Source organism: Streptomyces sp. NPDC096176, from assembly GCF_044763255.1.
In the GTDB taxonomy this organism is placed as follows: domain Bacteria; phylum Actinomycetota; class Actinomycetes; order Streptomycetales; family Streptomycetaceae; genus Streptomyces.
Map to the genome: position 1 here is coordinate 33,242 of NZ_JBIWFV010000021.1, position 16,189 is coordinate 49,430.

Genomic DNA, 16,189 nt, shown 5'->3' on the forward strand with positions numbered 1-16,189 from the left:
GGCCGTGAGCCGGGGTGAAGGAGCGTGTCGTGATCAAGGAAGGGTCGTATCTGTTCGTCGAGGGCCAAGGCCCCGTCGAACCGTTCCGCGGCAAGTACGCGGTGAAGTCGGCGGATGTGTTCGAGCGCGTCCGGGCCCGGTGGGCTTCGGTGGGGCTGGATCCAGCGTCGGCGTACCTGCCGATGCGGATCGAACTGGAGCTCACGACGAAGTGCGACGACTCCTGTCCGTCGTGCGGGATGGGGGCACTGCCGCTGGCGGAGGGCCGCACCCTGACCGATGGGCAGATCCGGTTCCTGCTGCAGCAGTTCGCGTCGATCGGGCTGCCCTCCATTGCGGTCACGGGCGGGGAGCCGTTCACCGCCTGGCGGGCGCTGCTGAAGCTGATCGAGGGCGCCAGCGAACACGGCATCGACATCTCGAAGCTGACCACCAACGGTTCCTGGGGCACCGTGGCGCGGTGTCCGCGGGTGTTCGAGCGGCTGGAGAAGGCCGGCTTTCTGGACGGGACGCTGTTCGTGCCGCTGCTGATGATGTCGATCGGCGAGCAGAACACCCCGCTGGAGTCGGTCGCGCGGATCCTGCACCATGCGGTGACCCACTACAGCAAGCGGGAGCTCAACGTCGCGGTCTCCTCGCTCGCCGACCCGGCCACCCGCAGGCACAAGGTCGACGACCTGGTCGCCGTCTACGAGTCGGAGTACGGCCAGTTCCCGCACGAACGCGTGCACTCCACGATGCGGGTCTACCTCACCAACGACCGGATCGGCGGCCAGGCACCGGTCCACCGGCCCGGCCACACCCCGGTCGCGAAGTGGATGGACCACTGCTTCGACTGCTTCGCGCCCACCGTCGGCGCGTACGTCCTGCCCACCTCGCTGCTGAAGAACGACGGCAGTTGGTACACCTGCGCCGCGTTCAACGTGCCGGAGAAGCTGGCGTTCGGGAACCTGCTGCGCGAGCGCGCCACCGACGTCCTCGCGCGGGCCGCCGCGTCCCTCTACGTACAGCGAGTCCGGGCCGGCGGGGGCCTCAAAGCCTTGCACGACGTGGTGCCGCGGGAGTTCACCGAGAAGACGACCTGCACGTCGTTCTGCGACACGTGCGCGCTGCTGATCGACCAGTTCGACGAGAAGGCCGACACCACCACCGGCCACCGTTCCCCGACGTTGATCCCGCCCGCAGCGCTGATGGCCCGGACGAACCGCGCAGCCGCGGAGAGTCAGCGATGAGCGTCGACACCGCCGCGGTCGCGGTCGAGGCGCTGGTGTGGGTGACCGGGCGGGCGCGCGAGGAATGCGCGCGACGTGAGGCCGAGCTGGAGCGGGACCTGGGCGTGGACAGCCTGTCCCTGCTCGAACTGGTGGTGACCCTCCAAACCCGACTCACGATCTCTGTGCCAGATGAAGTCACTGCGCGTATCCGAACGGTCGCAGACTTGCAGGATGCGGTGGCCCCTCTCGTGGCGGCCGCGCCCTCGTCCGAGCCGACCCCAAGGACTCCCTCGTGAGCCAACGCGTCATCAACCCCCGCAGCCGCGGGTTCCTCTTCCTCGACTCCCACCCGGCCGGCTGCGAGCGGCTCGTCGAAGACATGTGGCAGGCGGTGCCGGCACCGCGGTCCGCCCCGGACGGGGACGGGCCGGTGGCGCTGGTCATCGGCTCCTCCGCCGGGTACGGCCTCGCGGCTACGATCGCCGGACTCGCCCGGGCCGGCATCCGCGGTATCGGCGTCTGCTTCGAGAAGGCACCCACCGAGCGGCGCACCGCCACGGCCGGCTGGTACCGGACCGCTGCCACTGCCGAACTCGCCCGCAGCCACGGCCGGGACATGGTCTTCCTCAACGGCGACGCGTTCAGCAACGCCATGAAGGACCAGGTCGCCGACCTTCTCGCCGAGCGGTTCGACGGCCGACTGGACTACCTCATCTACTCCGTTGCCGCGCCACGGCGTACCGACCCGGACACCGGCACCACGTACGCCTCCGTGCTCAAGCCGATCGGCCAGACCTACCGCACCAAGACCCTCGTCTTCGACGGCCAGGGCGCCCCCGAGGTCAAGGAAGTCGAGACCGCGCCGGCCGAGAGTGACGACATCGAGCAGACCGTGGCCGTAATGGGCGGTGCGGATTGGGAACGCTGGATCGACCACCTCGCCGACCGCGGTCTGCTCGCCGACGGCTTCACTACCGCCGCCCTGTCGTACATCGGCTCGCCACTCACCGCCCCGATCTACCGGCAGGGCACCATCGGCGCCGCCAAGGCCCACCTGGAAGCCACCGCCCGGACGTTGGACGAACGGCTCGGCAAGCTGGTCGGCGGCCGGGCGGTGACCTCGGTCAACGGCGCGGCCGTCACCCAGTCCTCCACTGCCATCCCCGGCATCGCCCTCTACGTCGGCCTGCTCCGCGGCGTCCTCGGCCAGGCCCTGGTCCCGCCGATCGGGCAGCTGGTCAAGCTCTGGGACCAGCTCACCGGCGCCCACCCGCTCACCCTCGACGACGAAGGCCGCGTACGCCTCGACACCTGGGAACTCACCGACTCCGTACAGGCCCAGGCCGCCGAGCGCTGGAAGACGGCCACCACCGACACCATCGGCCACCTCGCCGACCTGGACTGGTTCCACGCCGAAGTACGGCGCCTGTACGGCTTCGCCGTGCCCGGCATCGACTACACCACGCCGGTTGAGACAGACGTCCTCTGGCCCAACCCGACCACCTGAACCCCTGGAGGAACGCCATGCCTGTGCCGTCCAACGAGCAGCTCATCCGCTGGCAGCAGCACCTTGAAGACGCCCTCGCGCGCTTCGCCGACACCGATCTGCGCCAGGCCACCGCCAGGGCCAGCGCATCAGAGGTGCACGACGCGGCCGCGGCCTACCTGGTCCGGCCGTCCAAGCGGCTGCTCGGCATGGCGTTCCTCCACGCCGCCCACACCCTGGCCGCCGACACCGACGTCCACCCCGACGACCTGACCGCGATCGCCGCCGCGCTGGAGATCCGGCACGGCGCGATCCTCCTGCACGACGACATCGTCGACGGCGACACCACCCGCGGTGGACACCCCACCGCCCACCACGCCCTCACCGCCGCCTTCGGAGCCCGCGAGGCGACCAGCGCCGCCCTGTTCGCCGGCGACATTCTCGCCGGCCTCGCGCCCCTGCCGATCCTGCACGCCAGCCTTCCCGCACCGCTGCGCTCACGGCTCACCGAGCTGTTCCAGAACACCACCGCGCACGTCGCTGCCGGCCAGACAGAGCAGCTCCACCTCGACGTCCGCCAGGACCCGAAATCGGTGACCGAGGCGGACATCCTGCGCATCCACGCCGGCCAGTTCGCCCCGTACCTGCTGTGCTCCATCCAGCTCGCCGCCACGCTCACCGGCATCGACGACGACGCCCTCCACCACATCACCCGGGCTGGCATCCCGCTGTGCCAGGGCTTCCAGGTGCAGAACGACCTCGCTGGGTACACGGAGCTCGCGCGCGTCCTGGCCGAGAACGCCAACACGACCGAGACCCTGACCCTGGCCAACACCTCCGACCTCGCCCGGCGCCGCCGCACCGTCCTCGTCCGCGCCGCCCTCGACCGCCTCACTGGCGTCAAGAAGCGACGACTGCTCGCCTACCTCGACGGCACCGACGACGACCTGATCGCCATCGTCAGCATCATCGACGCCTCTGGCGCCGCCCGCCACTGCACTGGCCTCATCACCGACCTCCACGCCCAGGCCCGCGCACGCATCACCACCGACCCGCAACTGCCGCCCGCCGCACGGACCGCGCTCAGCGCCACCTGGGGCTACATGACCGCCCTGTACGACCCGGCATCCCCCACCAGCCGCCTCTACCTGCAGGTCCGCAGCGACCTGCAGGCCACCAGCTGATACAGGGTGACTTCCACATCGAAACCAGTTGCCCCTGCCCAACAGGGACAACAACGTCTGACGGGCGTAGTAACTCCCGGTCGCCGCGGCCGTCGCTGGCTTCGGCAACTGCTGGTCAGTCCGGACCGGTCCCGCCATCCCTGAAGTTCAACGCCCTGCTAAATGGAGGAGGAAGAGCGGAGCCGTCCGCGCGCGTCAGGATCATCCGTCAGGGGGAATCTTTGAATGGGAGGCACCACGGGCCTTCGCTGTCGCTGTCATTGCCGCGCAGAGCGAGGCATGGGCGAGTGCCGTGGGAACGGCGACCGCCGTCATCGCCGACGCCGGCAACCAGGACCGCAGGAGCCACGGATCGGCCTCGGCGGCGCGGGCGTGCACGGTGTGGGTGTAGAAGCTGGAGCAGGCGGAGAGCAGGTTGGCCCGGGAGGCGTCCGAGCGCGGCTTGCCGGTCGGCGCCATCTCCCCGCACCTGCCGCCTCTGACTCGGTGCAGGGTCGGCGCGGTCTCCAGGTGGCGGGCGAAGGCGTCGGCAAGCGGGAAGCCGGCGGCGAGCACGTGGCCGCCGCGCCCGCGTACGTACTCTTCACAGACCCGGAATCCGCGGGCGTACGTGCACCGGGTGTTGACGGAGGGCCAGCGAGCGATCCATCCGCCGGCGACGTCAGGGAGCATGTCGGCTGTTCCGTACGTCTGCAGCAGTTCGTCGCGCAGAGCGCGGGCCTCGAAGGGCCAGTCGTCCCGCGGGTCGAATAGGCCCGCGACGACCTCTGCTTTCCCACGGATCTGCAGCTCGGTCATCGGGTCGAGTTCCAGTAAGTCAAGCGGCCGTCCCTGGGGGGCGCCGGGACGTCGCACGAGTAGCCCCGATCCCACACCGCGTCAGATCCGTGGTGACCCGCAGCGCCCGCTCAGCCAGAAGCCCGTCACGGCGCTGACGGAGACACTGTCCTACGACCCGCGGTTTAGTCCTTCACGGAATCGAGTCTCTATCTGAGCCGGGGCGGTTCATCCCTTGCTGCTGGCCTCGGTGGCATGACGCCGGCACCAGGACTCGTCCGGCCGATCATGCTGCTGGTCAGGCTCAGCTCCAACTCGGCGAGAGCTCGTTCGGCTGGCTGTATGGCACTGGTCGGCCTGTGTGCGCATCGAGCAGGACGCGGTCGCGCACGGGGCGATCCAACTTCACCGTCACTTGTGTCTTCTTCGCCTGGGCAGTGCAGTCACCCGTCTTCGGGTCCTTGACGAAGGCTGACAACACCACGCTGCCGCGGGTTTCCAGGACATCCACGGCTGGGCCGTCGTCGCAGACGCCATGGATGGCGATCACGGTCACGGATCGCTCAGCTCCTTCAATCTTGACTAGCCGGTCAAGCGGAGCCAGTTGGCCGACGGGGATGTCGCCGGCTGGCTCAATCGGTGCTTGGGGCAGTTTCGACGGGCGGACAGCAGCGACCTTGAGAGGGGCGGCATAGCCCTCAAGCGTGAAGAACCAAGCTGGGACCGTCGCGGGCCCGCGGCTGGTGGTCAGGACCATCTCATCCAGCTTTGCCCCGGTCACGGTAAGGCGTGGTAATCCGTCGACCCGGGCGCGGGCCAGATTGGTGTAGGCGTCCTGTGCCTGCACCAATGGCCGTGTCAGCGACTTACCGCTCGCCCAAGCCACCCGGCCTTCCCTCGGCCGGGTGGTGGGCAGTTCGCCTCGCAGGGCATAGTTCTGAGCCTGATAGGCGCGCTTGTCGGCTTCGCGCAAGCCGCCCTGCGGCAGTTGGACCGCCTCGTCCATCGGGTAGTAGCCGGCCCGCCACGCATCAGCGGCCTGTGAACCGTCCCACGCTGCGGCAACCTGCCGGGCACGGTGCGTGGCCACCTCGGCCGCCGGGCCCTCCTTCTCACTGCCGCAGCCGGAAGTAGCGCTCGTGGAGAGGGCTACCAGAACAAGCAGGCGAGCCATTCGCGATGCCCTGATGTGCATATGGTCTCCCTGGGAACGACGGTGTCGTGCTGAGCTCTGTTGCCCCTCTGACGCGGTCGGTCCAGGACAGGTTCCACGAGTGAGGCCCCTGCACAGCGCACGGTCAGTAGACGTGAAGGCCGCGTTCGTTCAGAACGTCTTGGACCCTGGTGTAGTAAGTGCGGCGGTCAGCTTGGCCGTGTGAATCACCGCAGGGCTTGTCGGCGTAGCTGCCGCCGGAGAAGATGCCCAGGGCGGTCGAGCCGTGGAGCAGGGGCCCTCCGCTGTCACCGTGCATGCCGCACAGATTGGATTCGTACATGCCCCTCAGCACCGTCCCGTCGGTGAAGGTGACGGTCGCGCTGGTCTTGGTGAGGTTACCGGTCGTGTCTTGACTGGTGCGTCCGACACGGTCCACGTCTTCGTTTTCGGCCGCGTAGCGGGAGTTGGAGATCTGTGCACTCGGGCCACCCCAGTATTGGACGGTCCCGTAGGTTGCGAGGGCGGAGTTGTCCTTTTTGATGATGGCCCAGTCGCATGCGCGACCAGCACTGTCGCAGGTGCCCCCGTACCTGTACGCGGTTTGGGTGCCGATGCGGGTGTGGGGCTGCGTGACGTCATTGAGGTTCCAGACGTTGCCGGTAGCCTCTACGCAGTGGCCAGCGGTGAGCGTGTACACCGTCCCCGACGAGTTCGCGGTATTGAACGCGGCAGAGCAATTCCAGCCGCTGGACGTTATCCCATAGCCGCCGCGGAGGACGGCCGCTGCTGCCTCCAACTTGCCGCCGAGCCTTTCGATGCGCACTGCACCGGGATGAGCCGCAGCAACCCTTTCGATCCGAGCGCGGTCGGCGGCGGGCACTCCGTCGTAGATCGCTACAGACACTTGGTTGTTGCGGGCCTCGGCCCCCCAGGCCGTGTTGGGGATGCCTTCTAGCTCATCGAGATCGCCTTGGATGGATGCGAGCTCGGCTGTGCTGCGAGTCACGAGCTTGGGAACTCCGCCCGCGTCCCGGACGGTTCGCGCGGCGGCCGCGTCAGTGACCGTGACCACGAGTCGCCCGTCTTGGTAGTACGTACCGCCGGTCCGGTCGGAGCCCAGTTGAGCCGCCAGTGCTGCCGCCCGGGAGGGGTTAGTAAGCGGCTTCGGGCTCTCGCTGGCGGACGTTGGATATGCTGCGGCGACGGTGACCAGGAGTCCAGCTAAAAATGCCTGTATGAGTCTCTTCTGGGCATGCCTCATTGTGCGAACTCCAGGTGGCTTCTCGGCATCAATGGAACGTTCGTGCGAACTTCTGTGACTCTAGGGGCAGGCGCGGGCCCTGATGCATTCGTTCCAACGAATGGCTTGAACTTGCGCGTTCCATGGCCGGTGCCGACCGCACCCATGACGGAGGCCATCGGACCTGGGGTGATTCGTCTGGTGGCATGTGTGCCGATGTGGGGATGACAACTTTTGGGCACTGTACAAGTCAGTTAGTTGCGGGTAACTACGTGGCGAGACGCAGAAGAAGAAGCGGCCCCTCGGTCTTCCCAAGAGGGTCGTCCCGATGGCGACGCCGGACGGCTGACGGTAAGAAGCCGTATCTCAACCGATCTTGGAACGTGCGAGTCGAACGGAGTTCCTGGTCGGGTGATCTTCCGGTCGTGCGCGCATGAAGGCAGGGCCTTCTGGTAGTTCGGGGGTGCGGCCTCATTTCCGAGCGGTTCCCGGAGGCTCTGCCGCAATGCGAAGGCCCGGAGGTAGATCGCGGTCTCCGGGCCTCTCCACTGCGCTAGCGCTTGATGTTGACCGTCACTCGGATACCGCCGGCTGCCGCGCAGATGGCTGCGCCGATGCCTGCGACAGCGGTCGCTTCCTGCCCATGGCCGGTCATGGCCAGGATGAAGGTCGCGATGATGGCGACCAACGCAGTGAGCGCTGTGATCCAGGCGAGTAGCTGCAAATCAGCTCGGGCACCAGGTGCGGTACCGTCGGTGGGCAACGTCATGGAACTCCGTTCTCTTCACGTAGGCGGGTGACCATCGACAGGCGAGAGGGAGATCTCAGCGAGGCCATAGCTTTCCGGGCCGGCCTCGACGAGGGGTCTCCCTTCGTCATGTCGAAGGGCTTGTCATTGGACAGAAGCCTGGCACACGCACCGAGCCGATGCCCCACCCCACAGTTCCCAAAAACGGGACGAGAGACCGCAGTTGGGCTCCCTTCTCATACCACCCCGCACCGACAAATGCCGATGCGCCGAAAGTCCAGCTCAGGCCACGTTTTAGGGGGAAGGCCCATTTCTGCGGTGCTAGCTCAAAACGAGCAGGACACACCTCAGCTGTGACCAACGCCACTTCTGCCGGTAACTGCGCACGCACCTGACGGCAACTCTGACATACAGCGGCTCGGCAAGGACCGTAGGACCTGACCTGCAAAGACGCGGAGTGCGAGAGACCAAAACACAGAATCCGGCGTCCGGATGACACGATCTGCGCTTAGCCCCGGCGTCAGGACGGGTCCGTCACCGGCACAGCGAACCACGGACTGTCGATAGCCGCGGTCTCTTCCAGGTGCATGGCAGCCCGCAGCAGCGCCACAGTGTGCCGTGCGGCGGCCCGGGACGACTCGTCTCCGGCCGTACGGGCCGTCTCCTCGAGTAGCACTGCGGCGGCCTGGAGGACGCCGACGTGTACGACAACGGTGCGCAGCGCGGCGAGGGCTGCGGCGGCCTGATCCGCAGGCGACGCCGTGGCGCTCTGTGGAATGAGTGTGCTGGCGCCCCGCCCGAGGGCTCGGTCGCGGGAGGTCTGTGAGGTAGAGGCGATGGTCACGGGCCAGGTGTCCTGTAGTACGTCGACCGTCTTGACGACCTTCATGGACGCGTCGTCATGGGGCCATCGGGAAGGCGGCCTGAGCAGGCTGCCCTGTTGGACGCTTAGTGTCCCGTTTCATTCGATCTGCCTCCGGGCAACGCCTTGACCTGCGGAGAGGCAAAGTCGGGTGAGACGCCGAAGTCCTGGCATTTCACTTGAAGTTGTCCGCCAAATGCGTTTCCAAGGCTGGCGGCCGCCGCGGTGGTCGGGTCGGCGGCCAGCTCGCTGACGAACTGGCAGCTCGGCTTGGTCGCCGCGCTGGCCGTGGCCGGGCTCGGCGTACGCCGGCTGTGCCGGCGTGGCCACAACAGCTGGGCGGTGGGTGCCGCCGGGGAGGCGCGGACGGGCAAGCTCCTGGCTCCGCTCGTGCGCAAGGGTCACGCCGTAGTGCTCCATGATCGGGCGATCCCCGGGAGCCGGGCGAATATTGGTAACCCCGGCTAACAGATCCTGCGCAATAGCAGCGGTTTAGCGGCCCCTGAGCCAGTCCTCGTCAGGCTCCCAGTAGTCCGCCGGGTCGAGGTGGAACTCCTCGGCTAGACCTCTCAGATGCGAGAGCTGTTCGCCCTCGACTTCCAGGTCGCAAGCGCTGCAAGTGAAGATGTGCGGGGTCACGACCAAAACGCTGTGATCATCAACCTCACCCCAGCTCGTGTCGCCAGCAAGCCACCCTGGGGAGTCGCAGGCAGGGCAGCGCCTCTTCGCTTCGTGTTCCATGACGACTCGCGGCCCCTGGCTGGCGATCGCGGCTAGCACAACCTCCCGCTCCTTCGGAGCCAGGTGACTGTAGCGCTGTTGAAAGATCGCTCGCGCCTTGGCGAGCATGCTTTCCATCTGGATGCGGGCTTTCTCCACCTGCTTTGCGATCAGCATGTCGTGGAGTTGCTCGTAGCTGCCCCAGTAGGTCTTGGGGTCGACCTTCAGTTCCGTGAGCAACGGATCGATCAGTCGGAGGCATGTGGTGAAGACGGTCTGGACCTCAGCGACATCATGGATTCCGCTGTGAGCGACTCCATTGCGTGCATTTGCGACCGGGGCGAGGGCCCGCTGGTCGATGGGGATCTGCTTGCGCAGGATCTTGTGCACTCGAGCGTGAGCTTCGACCAGGCCGATGGTCTTCGCTCGACTTGCAGGAGCCAACGCGTGGACGCCGTGGCCTGTGGCATGGAGCATTGAGTCGAAGTCCTTGGCCTCGACTATCAGCGCCGGGTGAAGGGCAGCAAGGTAGGCCTTCAGAAGGTGCTCTGCAGCGATTCCAGCGTGGTGAACCGCGAAGTCGTATGACCCCGGTCCCTGCGAGAACGCTGACAGCGCTGCGGTCATCCAGCGTTGCGAAGAGGCCTTGAGCTGTTCAGGTCGCATGCGCTGGACCCTAAGGCCGATGCGCCGAGGGCGAGGCCGGGTTTCTCGCCTTCAGGCTCGCGGGTGTGGCCGTCCGGGAATTCTGCGGCGTATCGAGCCCAGTGGCCGCCGGACCGGGTGCGTGAGCCTCTGCTTGCGTCACCTCAGTCACCTCCGTAGGACGAGACGCGTTCGCCACCGATGGTTCGGGGAGCCGAAGAAGGAATAGGGCCACGCGGCCGTCGGCGCGGCACAGATAACCTGCGCGAATGAAGCGGATTCAGCGGGTCACTGGTGCGGTCGTCGGCTCAGCGGTGGGTGACGCCCTGGGCGGCCCCTTCGAGTTCGGCCCCCAGGGAGCGTTCTCCGCGCGATTTCCGGCGCCTGGTGCTGGTGGCGAGATGAGCGGAGGCGGCGGCTGGGACCCGGGCGAGGCCACTGATGACACGCAGATGGCTGTCCTGGTCGCGGAGTCCCTGCTGGAGCGGGGCGGGCTGGATCTGCCGGACATCTTCGCCCGCTTCCAGCGGTGGGCGGCATCAGAACCCAAGGACATCGGCTTGCAGACCGAAGACGTCCTGGCCAACGGCATGCCCTGGGACCTCGCCGCCGCGATCCATTTCCAGGTCAACCAGCGAGCAGCGGGAAACGGCTCCTTGATGCGGGCATCGACCTCCGCGGTCCACTTCGCGCCCGGTGGCCAAGAAGCCACCATGGACGCGGCCCGCCGCATCGCTGCCCTCACCCACGGTGACCGCGCGGCCTGGGAAGGCACCGCGATCTTCCACGAACTCATCCGTGTCACGTTCGAGGACACCGACCCCCTCACCGCGCTCCCGGACATCCTGGCTCTTGTCCATCCCGACCACCGCGGCCGCTACGCCACAGTCCTCGCGCCTGACTGGCACCCCGATCAGGCGACCGAGTTCAACGGTGCCGTCTGGCCATGCCTGGGCTCCGCCGTCTGGTCCCTGCGTACCACCACCAGCTTCGAAGACGCGATACGCGCGGCGATCGACCTCGGCGGTGACACGGACACCGTCGCCGCGGTGACCGGAGGCCTCGCCGGGGCGTACTACGGGCTGGATGCAATCCCCGCCCACTGGACCCAGCCGCTCCATGTCCCCCTCCCAGGATTCGCCGGACGGGTGCTGCACCTGGCAGAGCTACTCCACCTTGCGCACCGCCTCGGAGGCTGAACCGGGTCTTGCTCATCAATCGATCGGTTGGTTGACAACGGCGCCTGGACATCGACACGCGCGGCCAGAAGCGACTTCCAGCGTCCAACAAGGGTGTTCAAAAAACTCCGGGCGTCCAAGTACCCTCTGGGGCCCTTTTCTGGCGGTCAGCGGTATCGCCGGCACCCTGCAACCGCTCAGCGCATCAATGCCGCATTAGCTCTCACGTCATCGGAGTCGAATATCACGGCGGTATCAACGTCCACGTCCACAACCTCATGTACCGCGGGCGCTTCGACAGCGTCGTACACATCGTCAACGTCAACGACGACGGGACGGCAGGAAAGCCCGGGCTGATCCGTGAACCATTCGCCCACCAGGTCCATGACGTCGTGCAGAGCCGCCAGCGGAAAGTACTCAACCCCTCGGGTGGACAGCCACCCTTCCGTGTCGAGTCCGTCCAGGACGAACCTCTCCAGCGCTCTCGCCATACCGACGGGCAACGCTGTGATCCGTAGATGCTGCGCGGTCAGTCCGTCCTCGGCGTGCTGCCGGAGCCTGTTATAGCCGCTCCCGGAGCTGATGCCGGGCTTCACCGTGTCCTCGCCAGTCGCGGTGTCCAATCCGCTCACGACGTAGTACACGTCGTGGGGTGGGACAGCGCCGCCGTACATACCCGGGGGACATCGGGGGCACCCACGCTTCATCTTGTTCGGGATCAGGCCGAACTCGTGCCCGGCGAAACAGACCGCCCGGTGAGGGCGTGACGCTGCCATCCACTGTGACTCGAGCACGGTGATGCCGAGGTCCTTGGCTCTCTCGGAGAGCTCCTCGAACTTGGCCAGCTTGTTGCAGGTGCCGCAGAAGTCTGGACGGATGGCCTGACGCCCATCCCGGCTGTCCACGTAAAACGAGTGCGAGTGGCCGCGACGGCACCTGACGTCGACGGCGTTGCGGTACTCCTTCACGACGGTGGATCGAGTCTCACGGACGACCGCCTCGACTTTGGCGAACCCCTCCGCGTACTCAGCAGCTTTCCGACAGTCTGGGCACAGGGTGCCGACGGGCTCACCCCGCCAAATCCTCACGTGGGCCCCGGTCGTTTTGAAGTGGTGTCCCTTCGAGCACTTCGCCGCGAACACGACATGGCCATCCCCTGACTCGTCTTGCTCGTCCGTGGCGGTCAGTTCTATACCCTCGGTCTTAGCCACCGACTTCAGAACGGCCAAACACTCCGCAACCCAGCCGGCGTTGCGGCACTTCTTGCACCACGGCTTGTTCGGGTCCATCCCAAAGGGTCTGGGGGTGGACAAGACGTCCCACGCACGGACTGCAAATTCGTGACCGACACTGCACGTGACATCCGTCCAGCCGACCAGGCCGCGCTCCTCGTCTAACGTCCACGCCTGCCGCCCGCATGCCTGCCGGAACAGGTCCATCAGTGCGTTGATGTGGACGGCGGCTTCCGCGCTGACGTCCGAGGGCTCCGGCTGGTTGCTCGTCATGCGGGCTTCTCTCTCGTTGTCGGCGATCACGCGCGCTCCAGGTAGCGGTAGATGGTCGGTTCCCGAACACCGGCAATGGACCGCCCTCCGCTGCGGGTTTTTGCTACGACGTGCGCTGGCGCGGGTACAGGGTCGGCGGCTTGTCGGTCGGGTTGGCGAGCATCCGGCGGACGGTTTCCGGGTGCCAGCGGTCTCCGCGCTTGGGCCGGATGCCTTCGGTCTCTAGCACCGCGGCGATCTCACGGAAGGACAGCTCGTCCTCGTCGCGGAGCTGGCGGGCGCGGGCCCGGCCGGCCTGCTCCGCTTCCGCCTCGGCCAGCTCCTTCTGGTGGGCCCGCCATCCGTACGGCGGGGCACCGTAGGCGTATCCGCCCTGTTCGGCCTTCTCGGGGTGCCGGTAAGAACCGTGTCACCAGCCGCAAACGGCGGTGATCAGTCCTTTGACCTGGAGGGTCGGGGCAGTTCTGCCGTGTTTGTCGACTCGGCGAGCGCGAGACGGCCGCCCTTCAGTTCAGGCACGTAGTTGTAGATGGTGTTGCGGGAGACCCCGAGGAGCTTCGCGATCGAGGTGACGGTGTTCTCAGGGCGGGCGAGCAGGTCGCGGGCGTGACGTACCTGTTCGTCGGTCATGGCCGGCGGGCGGCCGAGGCGGGCACCTCGGGCGCGGGCGGCATCCAGGCCCTCGTTGGTGCCCTGGACGATGAGTTCGCGGATGAACTCCGCGAGGGCCGCGAAGACATGGAAGACCAGGCGCCCGCCTGGCGTCGTCGTGTCGAGCGCCTCGTGCAGCGAGGTGAAGCCGACGCCGCGCTTCCGCAGGCCGGACACGATGGCGATGAGGTCCTGGAGAGAGCGGCCGAGCCGGTCCAGCGACGGGACGACGAGGGTGTCGCCCTCGCGGAGGAAGTCGAGGGCCTTCCACAGCTCCTCGCGCTCGGCGTTCTTGCCGGACTTCTTGTCGGCGAAGATCCGGATGCACCCTGCTTCGGTGAGCGCGCGGACCTGCCGGTCGAGCAACTGTCCTTTGGTGGACACGCGTGCGTATCCCACAAGGTCACCGGTCCGTACGGCCGGAACGGGGGCGAGGAGATCGGCGGTGTCGTCGTCCTGGGGTTGCTGCACCCGCCAGATCGTACAGAAAAGGGTGCTCCTCAAGTTCTTGAGCACGTCGACTTTCTGACACCGTTTTATGGGCATGATCCGGCGTAGATCCCGGCGCGCGCCGCAGCTTACCGATCTTGCTCATCAATCGGTCGATAGATGAGCGCCGTGCGAACGAACCGTGTGTGCGCGAACATGCTCGGCGCCTTAGCCGTCACTCGTGCGTTCGTGCGGTTTTCGGGTTGGTCCCGGCGCTACTGATCGACATGTTGCTGATGGAGGTCGGAGCCAGCGGTGCTCGTCGACGAGGACGACATGGTGTGTGGCTGAGGCGTTGCTGGCGGAGTCGGGGGTGTGGTCCCGCTGCGGTGAATCCACAGGAGAGTTCCTGCGAGCAGCACGGTGCCTCCCAGCAGCCAGGGCAGCGGGCCTGACGGAAGGAGACCAATGATCAAGCCGGTGAGAGCTGCCACCAGTTGCAGGGCGAGAGACTGGACGGACAGCGCGGTGGCCCGGCCCGAACTTGCGACACGGCGGTGCAAGAGGTCGTTCTCGCTCGGCCCCGCCGCGCCAAGCCCGAGGTAGACCAGGCCATAGCCGACGGCCGCGAGGACCATGGAGCCCACTCCGGCGAACGCTGCGGTGGCGCCGAGCAGCAGCAGACCGCTCGCGCTCGCGCCGAGGCTCACCATCACCGCACGCTCGCCACTGCCCGCAAGCCGGGCGGTCAGTGGTGCGAGGTGGCTGCCGATACCCGCGCAGATGAATCCGGCGCAGGCGAGAGCGGCAAAAAGCACCGCCCCCGACTCCGACGCGCCCGTGAGGGCTGCGGCACGGCCGGGCGTGAGCAGTTCGATCGCGGCCAGGGCACTACCGGCGGCTCCTGCGCTGAGGAACACCCGGCGGACCAGCGCATCGCGGCCCCCAAGGCGCAGCCCGCCCACGACAGTGGCCGGGATGCCGCGGAGTACGTCGCGCAGGGTGGCTGCCGGCCGGCGTGGCTCCGGCAGAGCAGTCAGGACATACAGCACGAAGGCGATCTCGACTGCTGCACCCAGCAGCATCGGAACGGAAAGGGGCAGCACCAGCCCGGACGTTGACTCGCTCAGTCGGGAGCCAAGGTCGGGGCCGAGTCCGAGCAGCCAGGGAAGGGCACCGCCGAGCAGGGTGCCCGTGGCGAGCGCGGCGGATGTCGCGGAGCCGCCGCGGGCCAGTCCGGTGCGCAGTTCGGCGTCGGGGCCGGAGTGTGCCTGGACGGTGTCGACGTACCAGGCTTCGGCTGGTCCGCTGGACAGGGCACGGCCCGCGCCCATGAGGGCCATGCCGAGGCCGAGCAGCCAGGGAGCAGTGCCCAGGCCCACGAGGGTTAAGGCGGCCAGGTTCAGCAGGCCTGCGGCGGCCAGAACAGTGCGGCGTCCGAGGACGTCGGATAGTCCTCCGGTGGGCAGTTCCAGCGCGGCGGCGGTGAGGGAGTGCGCGGCGAAGAAGCCCGCGATGGCCGCCATGGCCATGCCGCGCTCGGTGAACAGCAGGATCAGGGGAGCGATACTCAGTCCCAGCGGCAGCCAGAACAGAACGCAGACCGTGATGTAGCGGCGGCGTGCGGTGCCCATGTCCAGCGTCCCGGTCATGACGCGTCCTCGGCATCTGTCCCCGCTGGGGCAGAGGTGTCCGCCGCAGCGGCGGGGTCGCGCGGTGCCAGGGGCAGCCCGGCGGTGAGGAATACGACCTGCGCTGCGCGTGGATCTTCTGCGTCGCGGGTGGTCAGTTCCTGCAGCTTGCGGTCGAGCACGTCCCAGAGTTCGGTGAGCGACTCGGGGGTCAGGCGGGGCATCAGGTCGTTGATTCCGGACGGCTCCACCCACTCCTGACCCAGCCGCCCATCGGCGATGTCGGCCTCGTGCCGGGCGAGAGATGCCTCCAGGTGCTCGATCTGGGCTCTGCGCGACAGGCTGACCCAGGCATGGCTGCCCGGCGCGGCTGCCATTGCCTTGTTGCTCCAGGAGGTCACGGAGTGCACGGCCCGCCAGCGACGCTCCCGCCCGTCACGGTGCTCGGCCTCAGCGACGAACGCGTACTTCGCCAGAACCCGCAAGTGATAGCTGGTGGAAGCGGATGACTCCCCAGTGCTGGCCGCGAGTTCACTCGCGGTGGCCGGGCCGTCCTGCCGCAGCATCCCGAGCAGCCGGATGCGCAGAGGGTGCGTGAGGGCCTTCAGGGCTGCTGCGTCTTGCTCGGGATCGAGTACGCGTTTCTGCTCTTCGCTGACCATGACGGGAGGGTAGAGCAGCCCAGAGATTTTCCAAAAGCATTTTTGCAGAAATTCTTTTGGAAAATTGGTTAGCAGCCCGTGCCCGGCACCGCGTCGATGAT

16 protein-coding genes are annotated in these 16,189 nt (G+C 67.2%); 5 read left to right on the forward strand and 11 right to left on the reverse strand.

All coding sequences use genetic code 11. The annotated features are described in order from the left end of the window. The first annotated feature begins 29 nt into the window (after positions 1-29). From ACIQ7Q_RS33695 to ACIQ7Q_RS33710, 4 genes are read left to right on the forward strand one after another with little or no spacing between them, the layout of a single operon-like run. Positions 30-1,232 (forward strand): radical SAM protein, encoded by a 1,203-nt coding sequence (locus ACIQ7Q_RS33695; RefSeq protein ID WP_403870868.1) that lies wholly within the window; start codon positions 30-32, stop codon positions 1,230-1,232. Beyond that, positions 1,229-1,510 carry an acyl carrier protein gene (locus ACIQ7Q_RS33700; RefSeq protein ID WP_403870871.1) on the forward strand — a complete coding sequence of 94 codons (282 nt, stop codon included), beginning with the start codon at positions 1,229-1,231 and terminating at the stop codon, positions 1,508-1,510. Before ACIQ7Q_RS33695 ends, ACIQ7Q_RS33700 begins: the two co-directional genes overlap by 4 nt. Next, positions 1,507-2,721, forward strand: coding sequence for an enoyl-[acyl-carrier-protein] reductase FabV (gene fabV, locus ACIQ7Q_RS33705; protein ID WP_403870874.1), 1,215 nt, complete (start codon positions 1,507-1,509; stop codon positions 2,719-2,721). The genes ACIQ7Q_RS33700 and fabV overlap by 4 nt, the downstream gene beginning before the upstream one ends. Before the next feature lie 17 nt (positions 2,722-2,738). Then, positions 2,739-3,884 carry a polyprenyl synthetase family protein gene (locus tag ACIQ7Q_RS33710; RefSeq protein WP_403870877.1) on the forward strand — a complete coding sequence of 382 codons (1,146 nt, stop codon included), beginning with the start codon at positions 2,739-2,741 and terminating at the stop codon, positions 3,882-3,884. A 201-nt stretch (positions 3,885-4,085) separates the two neighbouring features. Here the strand turns inward: ACIQ7Q_RS33710 and ACIQ7Q_RS33715 are convergent, their stop codons facing one another. From ACIQ7Q_RS33715 to ACIQ7Q_RS33740, 6 genes are all read right to left on the reverse strand, one after another. After that, the gene (locus ACIQ7Q_RS33715; protein WP_403870881.1) at positions 4,086-4,682 is read right to left on the reverse strand and encodes a hypothetical protein; all 597 of its coding nucleotides are present in this window, start codon (positions 4,680-4,682) and stop codon (positions 4,086-4,088) included. Between the two features lie 283 nt (positions 4,683-4,965). Continuing rightward, a complete protein-coding gene (locus ACIQ7Q_RS33720) occupies positions 4,966-5,856 on the reverse strand; it encodes a hypothetical protein (RefSeq protein ID WP_403870883.1) in 891 nt (296 codons plus the stop codon). A gap of 103 nt (positions 5,857-5,959) precedes the next feature. Then, positions 5,960-6,823: a S1 family peptidase gene (locus ACIQ7Q_RS33725; RefSeq protein ID WP_403870886.1), complete on the reverse strand. Its 864-nt coding sequence runs from the start codon at positions 6,821-6,823 to the stop codon at positions 5,960-5,962. A 787-nt stretch (positions 6,824-7,610) separates the two neighbouring features. Beyond that, positions 7,611-7,826: a hypothetical protein gene (locus ACIQ7Q_RS33730; protein ID WP_403870889.1), complete on the reverse strand. Its 216-nt coding sequence runs from the start codon at positions 7,824-7,826 to the stop codon at positions 7,611-7,613. 499 nt (positions 7,827-8,325) lie between these two features. Beyond that, positions 8,326-8,694, reverse strand: coding sequence for a hypothetical protein (locus ACIQ7Q_RS33735; RefSeq protein ID WP_403870892.1), 369 nt, complete (start codon positions 8,692-8,694; stop codon positions 8,326-8,328). Positions 8,695-9,159: 465 nt separating this feature from the next. After that, the gene (locus tag ACIQ7Q_RS33740; RefSeq protein ID WP_403870894.1) at positions 9,160-10,053 is read right to left on the reverse strand and encodes a hypothetical protein; all 894 of its coding nucleotides are present in this window, start codon (positions 10,051-10,053) and stop codon (positions 9,160-9,162) included. A gap of 248 nt (positions 10,054-10,301) precedes the next feature. Here ACIQ7Q_RS33740 and ACIQ7Q_RS33745 point away from each other — a divergent pair, with 248 nt between their 5' ends. Further along, complete coding sequence (locus ACIQ7Q_RS33745) at positions 10,302-11,231, forward strand: ADP-ribosylglycohydrolase family protein (protein WP_403870896.1); 930 nt, start codon at positions 10,302-10,304, stop codon at positions 11,229-11,231. Positions 11,232-11,407: 176 nt separating this feature from the next. Here ACIQ7Q_RS33745 and ACIQ7Q_RS33750 read toward each other — a convergent pair whose 3' ends face one another. The 5 genes from ACIQ7Q_RS33750 to ACIQ7Q_RS33770 form a co-directional block, all read right to left on the reverse strand. Beyond that, positions 11,408-12,745 carry a hypothetical protein gene (locus ACIQ7Q_RS33750; RefSeq protein ID WP_403870900.1) on the reverse strand — a complete coding sequence of 446 codons (1,338 nt, stop codon included), beginning with the start codon at positions 12,743-12,745 and terminating at the stop codon, positions 11,408-11,410. A gap of 73 nt (positions 12,746-12,818) precedes the next feature. Next, the gene (locus tag ACIQ7Q_RS33755; protein ID WP_403870936.1) at positions 12,819-13,034 is read right to left on the reverse strand and encodes a recombinase family protein; all 216 of its coding nucleotides are present in this window, start codon (positions 13,032-13,034) and stop codon (positions 12,819-12,821) included. Positions 13,035-13,147: 113 nt separating this feature from the next. Beyond that, positions 13,148-13,765: a recombinase family protein gene (locus ACIQ7Q_RS33760; protein ID WP_403870939.1), complete on the reverse strand. Its 618-nt coding sequence runs from the start codon at positions 13,763-13,765 to the stop codon at positions 13,148-13,150. Positions 13,766-14,070: 305 nt separating this feature from the next. After that, positions 14,071-15,447, reverse strand: coding sequence for an MFS transporter (locus ACIQ7Q_RS33765; RefSeq protein ID WP_403870903.1), 1,377 nt, complete (start codon positions 15,445-15,447; stop codon positions 14,071-14,073). Next, the gene (locus ACIQ7Q_RS33770; protein WP_403870906.1) at positions 15,444-16,088 is read right to left on the reverse strand and encodes an ArsR/SmtB family transcription factor; all 645 of its coding nucleotides are present in this window, start codon (positions 16,086-16,088) and stop codon (positions 15,444-15,446) included. The genes ACIQ7Q_RS33765 and ACIQ7Q_RS33770 overlap by 4 nt, the downstream gene beginning before the upstream one ends. Positions 16,089-16,189: the final 101 nt, after the last annotated feature.